At 63.6% G+C, this 14,793-nt stretch carries 12 protein-coding genes; 6 read left to right on the top strand and 6 right to left on the bottom strand.

The genetic code is table 11. The features are described from left to right. Positions 1 to 57: 57 nt before the first annotated feature. Positions 58 to 819, bottom strand: coding sequence for a helix-turn-helix domain-containing protein (locus G9Q80_RS07700; protein ID WP_043139126.1), 762 nt, complete (start codon positions 817 to 819; stop codon positions 58 to 60). 286 nt (positions 820 to 1,105) lie between these two features. On the opposite strand from G9Q80_RS07700, the gene G9Q80_RS07705 reads away from it, so the two are divergent. After that, positions 1,106 to 1,426 carry a hypothetical protein gene (locus tag G9Q80_RS07705; protein ID WP_069086674.1) on the top strand — a complete coding sequence of 107 codons (321 nt, stop codon included), beginning with the start codon at positions 1,106 to 1,108 and terminating at the stop codon, positions 1,424 to 1,426. 48 nt (positions 1,427 to 1,474) lie between these two features. Here the strand turns inward: G9Q80_RS07705 and ilvN are convergent, their stop codons facing one another. After that, complete coding sequence (gene ilvN, locus G9Q80_RS07710; RefSeq protein ID WP_043138735.1) at positions 1,475 to 2,035, bottom strand: acetolactate synthase small subunit; 561 nt, start codon at positions 2,033 to 2,035, stop codon at positions 1,475 to 1,477. A gap of 192 nt (positions 2,036 to 2,227) precedes the next feature. Between ilvN and G9Q80_RS07715 the strand changes: the two genes are divergently transcribed. Beyond that, positions 2,228 to 4,267 (top strand): hybrid sensor histidine kinase/response regulator, encoded by a 2,040-nt coding sequence (locus tag G9Q80_RS07715; protein ID WP_168246439.1) that lies wholly within the window; start codon positions 2,228 to 2,230, stop codon positions 4,265 to 4,267. A gap of 12 nt (positions 4,268 to 4,279) precedes the next feature. On the opposite strand, the gene G9Q80_RS07720 is transcribed toward G9Q80_RS07715, so the two are convergent. Both G9Q80_RS07720 and G9Q80_RS07725 read right to left on the bottom strand, forming a co-directional pair. Further along, positions 4,280 to 5,260 carry an acyltransferase family protein gene (locus G9Q80_RS07720; protein WP_088668531.1) on the bottom strand — a complete coding sequence of 327 codons (981 nt, stop codon included), beginning with the start codon at positions 5,258 to 5,260 and terminating at the stop codon, positions 4,280 to 4,282. A gap of 205 nt (positions 5,261 to 5,465) precedes the next feature. Continuing rightward, positions 5,466 to 7,220, bottom strand: coding sequence for an acetolactate synthase 3 large subunit (locus G9Q80_RS07725; protein WP_043138742.1), 1,755 nt, complete (start codon positions 7,218 to 7,220; stop codon positions 5,466 to 5,468). A 481-nt stretch (positions 7,221 to 7,701) separates the two neighbouring features. On the opposite strand from G9Q80_RS07725, the gene G9Q80_RS07730 reads away from it, so the two are divergent. Beyond that, positions 7,702 to 7,911 carry a hypothetical protein gene (locus tag G9Q80_RS07730; protein ID WP_043138747.1) on the top strand — a complete coding sequence of 70 codons (210 nt, stop codon included), beginning with the start codon at positions 7,702 to 7,704 and terminating at the stop codon, positions 7,909 to 7,911. Between the two features lie 18 nt (positions 7,912 to 7,929). Here G9Q80_RS07730 and G9Q80_RS07735 read toward each other — a convergent pair whose 3' ends face one another. Continuing rightward, positions 7,930 to 8,574, bottom strand: a complete 645-nt coding sequence (locus G9Q80_RS07735; RefSeq protein ID WP_043138750.1) for a response regulator transcription factor — start codon at positions 8,572 to 8,574, stop codon at positions 7,930 to 7,932. Then, complete coding sequence (locus G9Q80_RS07740) at positions 8,571 to 9,980, bottom strand: cache domain-containing protein (protein ID WP_043138751.1); 1,410 nt, start codon at positions 9,978 to 9,980, stop codon at positions 8,571 to 8,573. Before G9Q80_RS07740 ends, G9Q80_RS07735 begins: the two co-directional genes overlap by 4 nt. A 241-nt stretch (positions 9,981 to 10,221) precedes the next feature. On the opposite strand from G9Q80_RS07740, the gene G9Q80_RS07745 reads away from it, so the two are divergent. The 3 genes from G9Q80_RS07745 to G9Q80_RS07755 all read left to right on the top strand — a co-directional run bounded on the left by G9Q80_RS07745 (position 10,222) and on the right by G9Q80_RS07755 (position 14,779). After that, positions 10,222 to 11,304 (top strand): TRAP transporter substrate-binding protein, encoded by a 1,083-nt coding sequence (locus G9Q80_RS07745; RefSeq protein WP_043138754.1) that lies wholly within the window; start codon positions 10,222 to 10,224, stop codon positions 11,302 to 11,304. 155 nt (positions 11,305 to 11,459) lie between these two features. Beyond that, positions 11,460 to 12,413, top strand: a complete 954-nt coding sequence (locus G9Q80_RS07750) for a TRAP transporter small permease subunit (RefSeq protein WP_074620682.1) — start codon at positions 11,460 to 11,462, stop codon at positions 12,411 to 12,413. 11 nt (positions 12,414 to 12,424) lie between these two features. Further along, positions 12,425 to 14,779 (top strand): TRAP transporter large permease subunit, encoded by a 2,355-nt coding sequence (locus G9Q80_RS07755; protein WP_088713835.1) that lies wholly within the window; start codon positions 12,425 to 12,427, stop codon positions 14,777 to 14,779. Positions 14,780 to 14,793: the final 14 nt, after the last annotated feature.

Genomic DNA, 14,793 nt, shown 5'->3' on the forward strand with positions numbered 1-14,793 from the left:
CCCGAACAAACCCGACACGGATTGTATCAAAGCGACCTTGGATGGCGCCGGTGGGTTCTAGACGAAGGGTTCGCCGGGTTTCAGCAGGTTGCGCTGGTAGGTCAGCAAGTCGGATTCAAGGCAGAAGCCCGAGCTGCGCGCCGCGGGCAGGACATCCTTCATCCTGCTGCCGAGGTACTCGTAGACCAGGCGTTCAACCCGCCTTCCGGCGACGTTCTCGCGGACCGTGCGGGTCACGTAGCCGGCCCAGAAGTTGTTCTCGAAGGACGGGATGCGCGCAAGGTAGTTGAAGGAGGAGGTGATCGAGCCATGCCGGCTGACCAGGGCGGCAATGCCGTCTTCCTGGGGGATCACCGCGCCGCGGAATTCTCGTGTGGCGGGATCGGTGGGCAGACCCTGCTGGCGCATCGCATCCTTGGCTTCGAACCCCTTGAGAAAGGTGCCCTGGCGATTGCGGAACACGTAGATCAGGCCGCGCACGAACATGTTCTCGTCCAGGAAACTGCGCCGCGCGAAGCGATAGAACCCGCTGGGAAAGTCCTCTTCCCCGACAGGCCGGGTGGCACCGCCCAGGAAATCCGAGATCGCGGGGTTGTTGAAGATGCTGGCATTGCCGCCGCTGATGTCGCTGACGGGTTCCAGAAGGATGCGCGCGTCGACGTTGAAATAGGTACAGATCCTATGCAGCACGTCCGGCCGCGGGAAACTCTCGCCGGCCAGGTAGCGGTTGTACTGGGTCCGGTTGATCCCCAGCTCGCGGCAAAGGGCCGAAATCGATGGCGCGCGTTGTGACAGCTGTCTCAGGTTGGCGCCAAGCATGCTGCGGAGTTCGGACGGCGTCGGGCCTCGCTTGGTCGAATTTGTGGCAATTCTTTCCGCCATGTTGTCGCGATCCTGTCCCGTAGTGCCTTTGAAGTGCAGCATTTTTGCCTTTTGACCCGAACCTGTGGCGGCTCTTGATGCGAAGTAGCGTCAGTGTTGATGCTCATTGGCGCCAAAAGTGACGTCTTGCGCCACAAAAATCAAGGAGGCGACACGGAAAATAATCTGTCGGGTTGGAAAGGATTCCTTCACCCTGAACAGGCGACCATCAGTGGGTGTACTAATGCAAGATCAGATGTTTGGCGTTGTATTGTGGGCGGATGCCAGTGACAGCAAGGCTGTGATCTGGTGCGAGGACCACGGCAATCTCGCCTATTACACGGCAGCGGAGCAGAACCTGCACGACTGTTTGGACCTCGATGCAGGGGACCTGATCCAGTTCGACCTGCGTGAAGAGCGGGACGTTCGCAGGGCGCGCAACCTGCGTCGGGTCGATGCGGGCTTTGCCCCGGCCATCGTCCATGAACTGAAAACCCGCGGCCCGGCCAAAACCGCGCCCACGGGCAATGTTGTCAGCTTTCCGGAGGCGCGTCGCGCCAGCTGAAACGGCGGGCCGGGATCCAGCGGATCCAGGCCACGCTTCTGTGAACCTTCAGGCCCCGCGTGCCAGCGCAGCCACACCGGTTCTCGCGACCTCGGTCAGGCCCAGCGGGCGCATGAGGTCGGCAAAGGCGTCGATCTTGTCGGGCGTACCCGTCAGCTGAAAGACAAAGCTTTCCAGCGTCGAGTCGACGACATTGGCACGAAAGATGTCCGCCAGCCGCAGCGCCTCGACGCGTTTGTCCCCCGATCCCGCAACCTTCAGCAGGGCCAGTTCGCGCTCGACGGATTTGCCTTCTACCGTCAGGTCGTGCACGTCGCGCACGGACACGATGCGCCCCAGCTGTGCCTTTATCTGTTCGATCACTTGCGGAGTGCCGCTGGTGACGATGGTGATCCGGCTCAGGTGACCTTCATGGTCGACCTCTGCCACGGTCAGGCTGTCGATGTTGTAGCCACGCCCCGAGAACAGCCCGATCACGCGCGCCAGCACGCCCGGCTCGTTCTCTACAAGCACGGCGACGGTATGCGTCTCCTGCACGTCCGAGAAATTCGGGCGGAGGTTGTAGGCGGAGTGCTTGCTCGAGCCTTTCTTGATCTTGAGTGCTGACATCTCTGGGCCTTTCTGAGGAGTGCCGGCCCGCCGGGCGACGGGCCGCGGAAGGTTTAGCCAAGATCGAGGGCTTTGACCAGAAGAGAGCGGCGCAAAAGGCCGTTCCCACGGCATTTAATGGCCTGTCAATCGTTTCGCGCTACGCCGGTTCCGCCGCGCCCCGGGCGCGTTGCCCACTGGAAAGCCGCCTTGATGCCCGCCACGGACTCCGACACGGAAAAAGACGCCCGGATCTGGTCGGACGTGATCCACCTGATGCCGGCATGGACGTGGCAGGCGGATGCCGATTTCCGGCTGCGCTACGTGAACATCCGCCATTCGGGCCTGCGCATGACTGCTGACGAATTGATTGGCCTGCGTATCCTGTCGCCAGAGGGGCAGGGTCAGGACCAGGCCGGAATCGAGCGGTTGATGCAGGTGATGCGCGCGGGCCAGGAAATCCGCAGCCTCAGCTACGAACGCGTGCTGGTCAACGGCAGCCGGGCGGTCCTGATGGACAGTGCCGTGCCGCTGCACGACGCCGACGGGCGGTTCGCCGGCTATCACGGCATCACGCTCAACATCAGCGATGTGCTGCGCAAGGCCGAGGTTGCCGATTCCCTGATCGCAGGTCTGAACCGCCGCACCGCCGCGCTGGAACAGAGCCTTGTCGCCAAGGCCGCCGAGCTGACCGAAACAAATCGCCTGCTGACGGAAATCGTCGAGGGCATGGGCGAGGGGCTGCTTGTCACCAGCGGCACAAGGATCGATGATCCGGAAAACCGCATCCTGCGGGTCAACGCCGCGTACCTGCGCCTGCATGGGCTGGGCAACGGCGACGTTCCCGTGGGCATGCGGTTTCGCGATCACATCGACCAGCTGATCGGCTGGAACAAGGCGACCGGGGACGAACAGTTTCACGTCGAAGTGCAGGAGATGCTGAGCGCAGGGGAAAAGGTGATGCTGCGCATCCCGGATTCGGGGCGCAGTTTCTACCTGCAGGCCACGCCGCGCCCCTCGGGCGGGCATGTACTGGTCCACACCGACATCACCGACCTGCGCAACCAGAACGCCGCCTTGCGGGCGGCGCGGGATGCGGCGGATGTGGCGAACAAGGCCAAGTCCAGCTTTCTCGCCAACATGAGCCACGAGATCCGGACCCCGATGAATGGCATCGTCGGCATGGCGGACCTGCTCACCGAAACCGATCTCAGTGCCGAGCAGGCCGACTATGTCGCCACGATACGCAGTGCCGCGCTGGCCCTGACCTCGCTGATTTCGGACATCCTCGATTTCTCCAAGGTCGAGGCCGGCCGCCTGGAAATCGAACAGGCGCCATTTGCCCCGGCGTCGCTGGTCGAGGAGGTGCGGCACCTGTTGGTGCCATTGGCCGGGCAAAAGGGGCTGGGCCTGCGCTGCACCGTGGATGCGGATGTTCCCGGGGTCGTGGCTGGTGATGCGTTGCGCATCCGCCAGGTGCTGATGAACCTGATGGGCAATGCAATCAAGTTCACGGTCGCGGGCGAGGTGTCCCTGCACCTGTCACGGGTGGCGCCCTCGGGTGGCAATTTGCGCTTTGCGGTTGCCGACACGGGCATCGGCATCCCGGCGGATCGGCTGTCCGCGATATTCGACCCGTTCGAGCAGGTCCACCAGGGGCGCGACCGCGCCTTTGAGGGGACCGGGCTGGGGCTGACCATCTCCAAACGGTTGATCGACGCGATGGGCGGAGAAATTTCCGCCCGGTCCGATCCGGGGGTCGGGTCGGTCTTTGTTGTGGATCTACCCTTGCCTGCGGTTGCGTCGGGCAAACCGCTGTCGGAACCCCTGGTCCTGGCTCAGATGCGGCTGGACGGCATTCGCGTCCTCGTGGCCGAGGATAACCGCACCAATCAGGCAGTCGCTCAGAAGCTGCTGGAACGGCGGGGCGCCGCGGTCACGCTTGTCGACGATGGCCGCGCCGCGGTCGAGCTTTTTCATCCCGACCGTTTCGATCTTGTCCTCATGGATCTTTCGATGCCGGTGATGAACGGGCTGGATGCCACCCGCATGATCCGCGAGACCGCCCGGCTGCGGGGGTGGCCTCACCGGCCAATCATCGCGCTGACCGGCAACGCCTTCGAGAAGGACCGCGAAGAGGCCCGGGCGGTCGGCATGGATGGGTTCCTCTGCAAGCCTGTGCGCAGCTCGACCCTGATGCAGGCCATCGCCACGCAGCTGGAGGGCGGGGACGGGACAAGGGTTGCCGGCTGACGTCGATGACCCTCAGAACCCGAGGAGCCGTGGGGACGCAATGCGGCGCAAGGCATAATACAGCAGGACAGGGCCGATCAGACCGGCCAGGGTGCCCATCACCAGGTGCACCGTGGCATCGGTGGTGAACTTGAACAGGACGATCCGCGTGGCAGCCGTGAACAGCGTGTGTGCCAGGTAGATCGGCATTGAGAGTTGCCCCAACCGTTCCAGCACGCGGCCCAGACGCCCGCCATCGCCCTGCGGGGCATTCATCAAGACGACGAAACAGAGCGAAAGGAGCGCCGCGACAACCTGAAAGCCCAGCACGGTTTCGGGCAGGGCAAAGCTGACCAGTTGCACCACGACGAAAACCGTCATTGCCTTCAGCGCCACCGGCAGACCCGAGGGCAGAGGCGGTTGTCGTGCCAGCCAGATGCCCAGCAGAAAGATCCCCAGGTGCAGCGCGGCGTTCACCGTCAGCGGCCCCAGCGGCAAACCGGGAAGCGAGACCAGCCCGCCGGCACCCAGTGCGAGAACCAGCCAGAGCCAGGCCGGGCGCGGTGACTTTCCCGGCACCGCGACAAGCAGACCGAGCACCTGGATCAGGAACAGCGCCCAGAGGAACCACAGGTGATCGCGCGGCGGCAGGGGCCAAACCAGCAGGCCGGACAACCCCTCCGGATTGTTCGCCGCGCCACCGGCGAGAAAACGAAAACCGGCAAAGACATAGGTCCACAAGAGCAGGGGCCAGAGCAGGCGGATCGCCTTGTCCTTCATGCCCCGGACCAGCGGACGGCGGCGGGCCGAGGCCTCGAAGGTGACGCCGGACAGCAGAAAGAACAGGGGCATGTGGAAGTTGTAGATCACCGTCTCGACGGTGCGGAACAGCGTGCCCGGGGCCAGCACCCCCGCCGCTTGCGCGCCGAGCCAGGCATGGCCGAAAACCACGAGGATGATGCCCGCGCCCTTGGCCCGGTCCAGCCAGTGCAAGCGGCCTGCTGGGTCGCTCATCCTGTCACCTCCGCGCGGTATGAAGATCGGTTCGATGCCATGCTGGTCCGGTTATGCCGGGATGGTGGCGAAAATGCGCCGGGATAGCGGTCCGTCATGGATTTCAACAAGACGATGTCTCCGGCGCAACCGTAAGGCGGGCGGGCAAAGAAAAGCGCGCCGGCCCCGAGGCCGACGCGCTCCTGTTGGTTCAGCGTATACCGGATCAGACCAGCACGGCACCCTTGCCGGCGATGGCATTGGTGGCCTTGGCGTCGCCCAGCAGCATCTTGTTGTGCGGCTCGCCCGAGGGGATCATCGGGAAGCAGTTCTCATGCTTCTCGACAAGGCAATCCATGATCACCGGCCCGTCATACTCGATCATTTCCATGATCGCGTCGTCAAGGTCGGCGGGATCCTGGCAGTGAATGCCCTTGGCGCCAAAGGCTTCGGCCAGCTTGACGAAATCGGGCAGCGCCTCGCTCCAGGAATGGGAATAGCGTTCACCGTGCAGGAGTTGCTGCCACTGGCGCACCATGCCCAGGCGTTCATTGTTCAGGATGAACTGCTTGACCGGCAGGCGGTACTGAACCGCGGTGCCCATCTCCTGCATGTTCATCAACCAGGACGCCTCGCCCGCGACGTTGATCACCAGCGCATCGGGATGCGCCACCTGAACACCGACAGAGGCCGGGAAGCCGTAGCCCATCGTGCCCAGGCCGCCGGAGGTCATCCAGCGGTTGGGGTCCTCGAAGCCAAGGTACTGCGCGGCCCACATCTGGTGCTGACCGACCTCGGTGCAGATGTAGCGGTCATGGCCCTTGGTCAGCGCCTCCAGCCGGGCCAGCGCGTGCTGCGGCTTGATCGTGTTTTCCGAGGGCTTGAACTTGAGACAGTCGACCTTGCGCCATTCCTCGATCTGCGACCACCATTTCGACAGCGCCTCGCGGTTGACCTTGCGTCCGCGCGATTTCCAGACCTTCAGCACGTCTTCAAGGACATGGCCCACGTCACCGATGATCGGGATGTCGGTCTTGATCACCTTGTTGATCGACGAGGGGTCGATGTCGATATGCGCCTTGTGCGAATTCGGGCTGAAGGCGTCGATACGTCCGGTGATCCGGTCGTCGAACCGCGCGCCCACGTTGATCATCAGGTCGCAGCCATGCATCGCCAGGTTGGCCTCGTAGAGACCGTGCATCCCCAGCATCCCCAGCCAGTGACGGCCAGAGGCCGGGTAGGCGCCGAGGCCCATCAGCGTCGAGGTGATTGGAAAGCCGGTGGCATCCACCAGTTCCCGCAACAGCTGGCTGGCCGCGGGCCCCGAGTTGATGACGCCACCGCCAGTATAAAACACCGGGCGCTCGGCCATCTCGATCGCCTCGACCAGCGCCTCGATCATCTCCATGTCACCCTTGACCTGCGGCTGGTAGTGGCTGACCGAGGTTTTCGGGATCGGCTGGTACTGCGCGCTGGCGAACTGCACGTCCTTGGGAATGTCGATCAGCACCGGACCGGGGCGGCCCGAGGTGGCGACGTGAAAGGCCTCGTGGATGGTCGACGACAGCCGCGCGGTGTCCTTCACCAGCCAGTTGTGCTTGGTGCAGGGGCGGGTGATGCCGACGGTATCGGCCTCCTGGAAGGCGTCCGAGCCGATCATGAAGGTCGGCACCTGGCCCGTCAGGACGACGATCGGGATCGAATCCATCAAGGCATCGGTGAGCCCGGTGACGGCATTGGTCGCCCCGGGGCCGGAGGTGACGAGAACGACACCGGGCTTGCCGGTCGCGCGGGCATAACCTTCCGCGGCGTGGACCGCGCCCTGTTCGTGGCGAACAAGGATGTGTTGAATGTCGTTCTGCTGAAAGACCTCATCATAGATGGGTAGTACAGCGCCGCCGGGATAGCCGAATACCGTGTCCACACCCTGGTCCTTGAGGGCCTGAACCACCATTTTCGCTCCGGTCATCTGACGTGTCATCGCATTGTTCTCCGTTCACGACACTGTACGTTTGCGCACAAAAAAGCCCCCGAGGGTCAGGTCGGGGGCGCATGGGGTCCTGGAAGGGTTCCGGATTACCGGCCCATGCGCCTTGTTCCTACAATTACCACTAGCGTGGACATGCCCGAGGCTCCTTTGCATCGCGCGGGGACACTATGGCGCGAGGCAAGAGGCGTCAACCGTTGAAGTGGAAGAAAGCAAATTTCATTCCGGGCGGCATCGGCTTTGCGAAAATTGCCCGAAACGGAAAAGCGCACAAATGGCGGTCCATGCAAAAATGCTGTGCGGATATGCGCAAATCGGGAATTGTCGCCGGGATGAGACCTCTGGCAAACCCGAACGCATCGGTTCAGCGGTCCTGCTGAAGGAAATGCAACAATCGCGCGCGGCAACGTGAGTTGTGCGAAGCCGGGTCATCGGCGATGCTGGTGGCGCATCAGGAGGAGACGAGGGTCTCGACATGAAAAAGAACATTTTTTACCGCGATTTCACGATCTGCAAAGCCGTGGCGCTTGTGGTGCTGATGGGCCTTGCGGCGGCGCTAGGCGGCGTGCCCTCCAACCGCGTTGCGGAAACCCGGCCTGAGCTGTCGGAGGCACGGATCATTCCGGCGATGGTCTACCAGTTCTGGGACGAATGCGACCGCGAAAAGGTTGGCGTCGACCTCTGACCCGAAGGGGTGGCGCGTTCAGAGGTTCGCGCCAGTTCCCTGCAAGACCCCGTGTTCCAGTGCATAACGCATCAGAGCCGCGGTGCTGCTGACACCCAGCTTGCGCCGGATGTTCTTGCGGTGGGTTTCAACCGTACGCACGGAAATATCCAGCGCGCCCGCCACTTCCTTGTTCGATTTGCCCTGCGCCAGTTGCAGCAGCACCATCTGTTCGCGGTTGGTCAGCTGTTCGCGTTCCTGCCCGCGCGGCGCCAGCGCACCTTCGGCCCCGGGGCAGAGATATTTCTCTCCAACCATCACGACGTCTATGGCGCGCTTGATCTCTTCGGTCGGCACGTCCTTGAGGACATAGCCGCGCGCACCGTGGCTGAGCGCGGTCGAGATGTATTCGGGCGAGTCATGCATGGAGAGGATCAGGATGCGCGTCGCCGGGCGACGTTCCAGGATCATCTCGGTTGCCGACAGCCCGCCGAGGCCCGGCATGTTGAGATCCATCAGGATGACATCCGGAGAGAGGCTGTCCAGACGGTCGATCATGGTCTGACCATCCGAAAGCGTGGCGATCACGTCGACATCGTCGTAGCTTTCCAGGATCGCCTCGATCCCTTCGGCGACCATCGGGTGATCATCGACAACAACGACACGGGTGGGGGCAGGGGTCATGCGCGGGCTTTCGGTTGCGGGTCGGCGCTTTCTTCGGGCGGCAGCAGGTGGGTCAGCGGCACCTGTGCCTCGATAACCGTGCCGTCGCGGGACGACAAGACGCGCAGCGTTCCGTTCAGCTGGTCCATGCGTTCCTGCATGTTGCGAAGCCCGATCCCGCGCGCGGCGCCGGGCGTGTCGCGCATTCCGGTCCCGTTGTCGGCGACGCGCAGGGTGGCCCCGGCGCGATGGCCCCGAATGTCGATACTCACATGGCTGGCGCCGGAATGGCGTTCGATGTTCGTCAGCGCCTCCTGCGCGATGCGGAACAGGGCGATCTTGGCCTCCTGGTCCAGCCGGTTACGGAAGACAACGGTGGTGAACTCTGTCTCGATGCCGGTGCGCTGACGGAATTCCTCGGCCAGCGCCTTGATGGCCGGGCCAAGGCCCAGGTCGTCCAGCACGCCGGGCCGCAGGTCGCGGCTGATCCGGCGCACTTCGTTGATCGCCTGACCCAGGTGGTCGGCCCCCTTGGCGAGGGTTTCTTCGGCGCGGGGATCGCCGGACATGACCCTTCGCCGGGCGATGTCGAGCGCATATTTCACCCCGACGAGGATCTGGCTGATGCCGTCGTGCAATTCGCGCGCCACGCGCCCGCGTTCCTCTTCCTGCGCGTCCAATACCCTTTGGGTCAGCTGTTTCAGCTTGGCATCCGCCAGCCGCCTTTCGCGGAGGTTCAGCACCAGGCCCGAGACAAAGACCAGCAACAGTGCCCCCAGCGTGATCGCTCCGATATAGATGAAGTTGCGCTGCACGCGCGCCTCGACCTCGGCCCGCGAGGCGGCGACGCTGCCCAGCACGTCGTCGATAAAGACGCCCGTGCCCACAGCCCAACGCCAGTCCTGCAGGCCCAGCACATAAGTCACCATGCGGCCTTCCTCGCCGGTCGAGGGCTTGGGCCAGAGGTGATCGACATAGCCCGCCCCCTGGCGGGCCGTCTCGATGAATTCCTGAACGACAAAGGTGCCCTCGCTGTCGGTCAGGTTCCACTGGTTCGTGTTGATCAGGTCGGTCTGCCGGGGCGAGACGAGGTTCTGACCGTCGTAGTCGTAGACAAAGAAGAAGCCCTCTTCGCCATAGATCATTGCGGCCAGGATCTGCAGCACCTGTGTCTTGGCGATTTCGTCGTCCGGCGCGGCAGACCCGTAGACAAAGTAGAAGCCGTTGCGCGCCTGGGTGACGTAGTTGCGCAATTCCCGCTTCTTGGCGGCCAGCAACTGCGTCTCCAGTCCGTGGATCTCGCGTTCGGCCAGGCTGCGGGCCTGCTGGGCGACCAGCAGCGCAATGGCCGAGACCGCCAGCACCAGCGGCAGGCTGGCCAGCAGAAAGAGTTTTTGCCCGTAGGTAAGGCGGAAGCGCGCGAACATGACCTTAAGAAACCACAAGCGCGGGGCAATGGGAAAGCCCCGGTCACGCCTCCGGGGCAAAACCCGAGGAAAGGGCGGTCCGGAACCTGCCCGCATTCCGCAAGGGCAAGCCGTTTTTCCGGCCTCTCTCCGTAGCACTGGGTATTCCCAACTCCAGAATCAGACCCTAGGGTGCCCGCACTCAAACCGATCCGCGCGAGGTGGGGAGCCCCGTGCAGAAACAAAATCTGGGAGGATTTCAATGGATCGTCGTTCTTTCCTTCGCAACTCGACCCTCGGTGCCGGCGCTGCTGCCGCCTCGACGCTGGCCGCCCCGGCCTACGCACAGGGCAAGCGCACCCTGACAATGGTCACCACCTGGAGCCGTGGCCTGGCTGGTGTGCATGACGCCGCCGAGCGTGTTGCGACCATCATCACCGAGATGACCGACGGCCAGCTGACCGTCGACCTCAAGGCTGCAGGCGAACTGGTCGGCGCGTTCGAGGTCTTCGACGCCGTGACCGCCGGTCAGGCCGACATGTACCACGGTGCGGACTACTACTTTGTCGGTCAGCACCCGGGCTATGCCTTCTTCACCGCCGTGCCCTTCGGCCTGACCGCTCAGGAACAGGTGAACTGGTACTACTTCGACGGCGGCATGGAGCTGCACGACGAGCTGGGCCAGATCTTTGGCCTCAAGTCCTTCCTCGGCGGCAACACCGGCGCGCAGTCCGGCGGCTGGTTCCGCAACGAAATCACCGGGCCCGAGGACTTCAACGGCCTCAAGTTCCGGATGCCGGGCCTCGGCGGCCAGGCCCTGGGCAAGCTGGGCGCATCGGTCCAGAACATCCCCGGCGGCGAAGTCTACCAGGCGCTGTCCTCCGGCGCGATCGACGGCACCGAGTGGATCGGCCCCTGGGCGGACGAAAAGGCCGGTTTCCAGGAAATCACCAAGATCTACTACACCGCCGGTTTCCACGAGCCGGGCGCAAGCCTTTCGGTCGCCACCAACCGCGACGTCTTTGACAGCCTGTCGCCGGCGCACCAGAAGATCGTCGAGATCGCCTCTGCCGAAGCGCACCAGTGGAACCTGGGACAGTTCCTGTCCGCCAACGGTGCAGCCCTGCAGCGTCTGCAGTCCTCGGGCGTGACCATCCGCGAATTCCCCGACAGCGTCTGGGACGCCTTCGGCAAGGCCTCGGCGGAGGTCCACGCGGAGAACATGGGCGACGACCTGTACAAGCGCATCCACGACAGCGCGATGGCCTCGATGAAGTCGTCCTCGGCCTGGATCAAGACATCCTCGGGCACCTACGTCGCACAGCGCGACCGCGTGCTGGGCTGATCCCGCACCGATCACTGGAAAGGCCCTTGCAGCGCGGGGGCCTTTTCGGCATTGGCGGGCGGCGTTTTCGCCAACCCCGCCGTTGTGCCGCGCGGAACTGGCGTGGCGCCTGGTGATACCGGCCAGGGTGCCGGACCGATATTTTGGGGGACATGATGGAAGCAGAGGCCGCGACGGGCTCGTTCTTCGGCGCCATCGGCGGGTTCCTGGTCTGGGTGGTGGAAAACATCGCCCTGGCCTTTTGGAACCTTGGTTATGCGTTATCGCATCCGATGGCCTGGCTGGACTGGCTGAGCTGGGAGAACACGACCGAAGACAAGGAAGCGGTGATGCGCTTCGTCTACTACGGCGCCTCGGTCGAGTTCTTCTTTGTGGTTTTCACCTTCTTCCTGGCGATCTTCCTGGCCGGGCTCTACAGCAACCGGTTCCTCTGGGGCACCGTGCGGGTGCTGGAGGGCATGGCCAATACCGTCGGGCGCTTCTTTGCCTGGGCGGGCCTGATCATGGTGTTGCAGCAGGTGATGATCGTCTTCATGCAACGGATCTTTGCCCGGCCCGACATCTCGATCGGCTTCGGCATCCCGGTGCAGTTCGATGTGTCCTGGTTTGCCGAAGAGCTGAAGCTTTACAACGCGATGGTTGTCGCGCTGTGCCTGACCTACACCTTCGTGCAGGGCGGGCATGTCCGCGTCGATCTGGTCTATTCGGCGGTCAGCCACCGGGTCAAGCGGATGATCGACATGTTCGGCTCGCTTTTCTTCATGATCCCGGTCGCGACGCTGATCTGGATGTATGCCTGGTTCTTCATGTGGCGACACCTGATCGTGCCCAAACCCTCGGCCTCGGACGGGCTGGACCGTCTGCTGCTCAAGGCGCGCGCGGTGCGCTGGAACATCGAGACCATCGGTTTCAGCCCCAACGGCTTCAACGCCTACTTCCTGTTCAAGATCCTGGTCTCGGTCATGCTGGCGCTGATCTTCATCCAGGCCTGGGCCTTCTTCTACCGCTCGTTCCTCGAGTGGAAGGAGGGCGAGGAATCGGCGGGAAAATACCTCGACCAAGACCAGCTTGAAGCGGGCGAAGAGCCCTACGACCACGCGGAATTCTGAGAGGCAGGCGCATGTTGTTTGGATTGGATGGCGTCGAGATCGGCCTGATCATCGTCTTTCTGACGCTCTTTTCGGCGATCCTGTCGGGCTTTCCGGTGGCCTTTGCCATCGGCGGCGCGGGGATCATTTCCTTCGGGATCATCGCGGCCCTCGATAGCGCGGGTCTGCTGATACACCAGGCCATCGACACCGGGTCGGAAGCCTACAATGCCCTGCTTGCCAGCGGGGCCAACGAGAAGGCGATCTCGATCTTCCGATACCCGGAATTGCCAAGGGTCGAGGTTCCGGTGTTCCCGCAGGGGTGGGAAACCGCGATGGACCGCAACGTCTCGTTCATCGTCAACCGGATCAACGAACGGGTGATCGCAGGTCAGTCGATCGAGACGCTGCTGGCGGTCTTGATGTTCGTCCTGATGGGCATCGTGCTGGAACGCTCGAAGATCGCCAACGACCTACTGACCACGATGGCACGCGTCTTTGGCCCGTTGCCGGGCGGTCTGGCCGTCAGCATCGTCGTCGTCGGCGCCTTCCTGGCCGCCTCGACCGGGATCGTCGGCGCCACCGTGGTGACGATGGGCCTGCTGGCCCTGCCCACCATGCTGCGCAACAACTATGCGCCGGAACTGGCGACCGGGGTCATCGCGGCCTCCGGGACGCTGGGGCAGATCATCCCTCCCTCCATCGTGATCGTTCTCCTGGGCACGCTGGCGGGGGATCTCTATTCCGCGGCACAGGAAGACCGGGCACAACTGGCCGGCTGTTCCGACGCGCTGACCTTCCTTGGCGAACCGGCGGTGGTATCGGTCGGTACGCTGTTCCAGGCGGCCCTGCTGCCGGGCATCCTGCTGGCGCTGCTCTATGCGCTCTATGCCTTTGGCTACGCGATGCTGAACCCCTCCAAGGCGCCGGCGGTCACGTTGGACGGCGGCGAGGGCGAACCGGTCACCCGGGGTGAGGCCTTTACCTGGTATCTCGGTGTGCCCATCGCGCTCATCGCGGGCACGATCCTGCTGGCAGAGGTCGGCATGGTCGGCAGCCAGTCGGTCAAGGTCGACAGCTTCTCGGAAACCGGTGACGCCGCCTCGCTGCGCACCAATGTCTCGGAGCAGTGCAAGGCCTCGATGATCGACCTGCATGGTCAGGCGGCGTGGGACAGGGCGGTGGCCGAACAGGCCGAGATCGACGCCCAGGGCGGTGCTCAGCAAAGCACCCGTCTGAGCGACGATCGCATCGCCGAGCTGCAGGCCGAAAAGATCGCCAACGCGGCACCCATCGGCACCGGGATCGCGACTTTGGCGGTGATCTTTGGCCTGATCCTGGCCGTGGCGCGGGGCGTTTCGCCCTCGTCGAACCCGCTGCCACTGCAGATCGGGGCGGTGGGGATCATCCTGGGCCTGGTGGTGGACATCCTGCTGATCGGACCGACGAGTTCGGCGATGCTGACCGTCGTGCTGATGGTCCTGCCCTGGGCCATCACGATCTACGGCTGCGTCTACGCGATGAAGCTCTTGTCCAGGAACGAGCTGTTGCGCGTGGTCTTCCCGCCGCTGGTCCTGATCGTGGCGGTGCTGGGTTCGATCCTTGGCGGCATCACCAACCCGACGCCCGCCGCGGCGCTGGGGGCGGCAGGGGCCATCATGCTGGCCGCCTATCGCAAGCTGTCGGAAGAAGATCGCAGCCCGCGCATCATCATCTGGTCGACCCTCGCGGTGATCCTGATGATCCTGACCGGCGTCAACTTCGACCTGCGGATCAACGTCGAAGAGGTCAGTGGCGCGACCTGGCTTGCCTTCCTCTTTGCCTATGCCTGCTGGCTCTATGCCTTCTTCGGGCTGCTGTTCAGCTGCTGGGTGCTGTTCCGGTCCGGGGTTCTGACACCGGCGGTGCGTGAGACGGCCAAGGTGACGTCGATGGTCTTTACCATCCTCGTGGCCTCGCAGCTGCTGAACCTGGTGGTCATCTCCTTTGGGGGAGAGGAATACATCCAGGACTTCCTGCGCAGCTACGACGATCCGCGCACGGCCTTCATCATCGTGATGATCATCCTGTTCATCCTGGGCTTCGTGCTCGACTTCCTCGAGATCATCTACATCGTGATCCCGATCGTCGGGCCGGTGATCTACGGCGCGCATTTCGATCCGAAATGGGTGACGATCATGATCGCGGTGAACCTGCAGACCTCCTTCCTGACACCGCCGTTCGGCTTCGCGCTGTTCTACCTGCGCGGGGTCGCCCCCAAGGAGGTTACGACCGGCCATATCTATCGCGGGGTAATCCCCTTCGTGCTGATCCAGGTAGTCGGTCTGGCGATCCTGGCGCTGTTCCCGGGGATCGTGACCATCGTGCCGGCCATCCTGGGACACTGATCCGGGACACGGGC

The organism is Mameliella sp. LZ-28 (genome assembly GCF_012274245.1).
GTDB lineage: Bacteria > Pseudomonadota > Alphaproteobacteria > Rhodobacterales > Rhodobacteraceae > Antarctobacter > Antarctobacter albus.

Excerpts from the sequence above, each read along its gene's own strand:
- G9Q80_RS07705 (WP_069086674.1), top strand. The coding sequence starts at position 1,106 with ATGCAAGATCAGATGTTTGGCGTTGTATTGTGGGCGGATGCCAGTGAC.
- G9Q80_RS07700 (WP_043139126.1), bottom strand. The coding sequence starts at position 819 with ATGCTTGGCGCCAACCTGAGACAGCTGTCACAACGCGCGCCATCGATT.
- G9Q80_RS07745 (WP_043138754.1), top strand. The coding sequence starts at position 10,222 with ATGGATCGTCGTTCTTTCCTTCGCAACTCGACCCTCGGTGCCGGCGCT.
- ilvN (WP_043138735.1), bottom strand. The coding sequence starts at position 2,035 with ATGTCAGCACTCAAGATCAAGAAAGGCTCGAGCAAGCACTCCGCCTAC.
- G9Q80_RS07735 (WP_043138750.1), bottom strand. The coding sequence starts at position 8,574 with ATGACCCCTGCCCCCACCCGTGTCGTTGTTGTCGATGATCACCCGATG.
- G9Q80_RS07740 (WP_043138751.1), bottom strand. The coding sequence starts at position 9,980 with ATGTTCGCGCGCTTCCGCCTTACCTACGGGCAAAAACTCTTTCTGCTG.
- G9Q80_RS07730 (WP_043138747.1), top strand. The coding sequence starts at position 7,702 with ATGAAAAAGAACATTTTTTACCGCGATTTCACGATCTGCAAAGCCGTG.
- G9Q80_RS07750 (WP_074620682.1), top strand. The coding sequence starts at position 11,460 with ATGGAAGCAGAGGCCGCGACGGGCTCGTTCTTCGGCGCCATCGGCGGG.
- G9Q80_RS07715 (WP_168246439.1), top strand. The coding sequence starts at position 2,228 with ATGCCCGCCACGGACTCCGACACGGAAAAAGACGCCCGGATCTGGTCG.
- G9Q80_RS07720 (WP_088668531.1), bottom strand. The coding sequence starts at position 5,260 with ATGAGCGACCCAGCAGGCCGCTTGCACTGGCTGGACCGGGCCAAGGGC.
- G9Q80_RS07725 (WP_043138742.1), bottom strand. The coding sequence starts at position 7,220 with ATGACACGTCAGATGACCGGAGCGAAAATGGTGGTTCAGGCCCTCAAG.
- G9Q80_RS07755 (WP_088713835.1), top strand. The coding sequence starts at position 12,425 with ATGTTGTTTGGATTGGATGGCGTCGAGATCGGCCTGATCATCGTCTTT.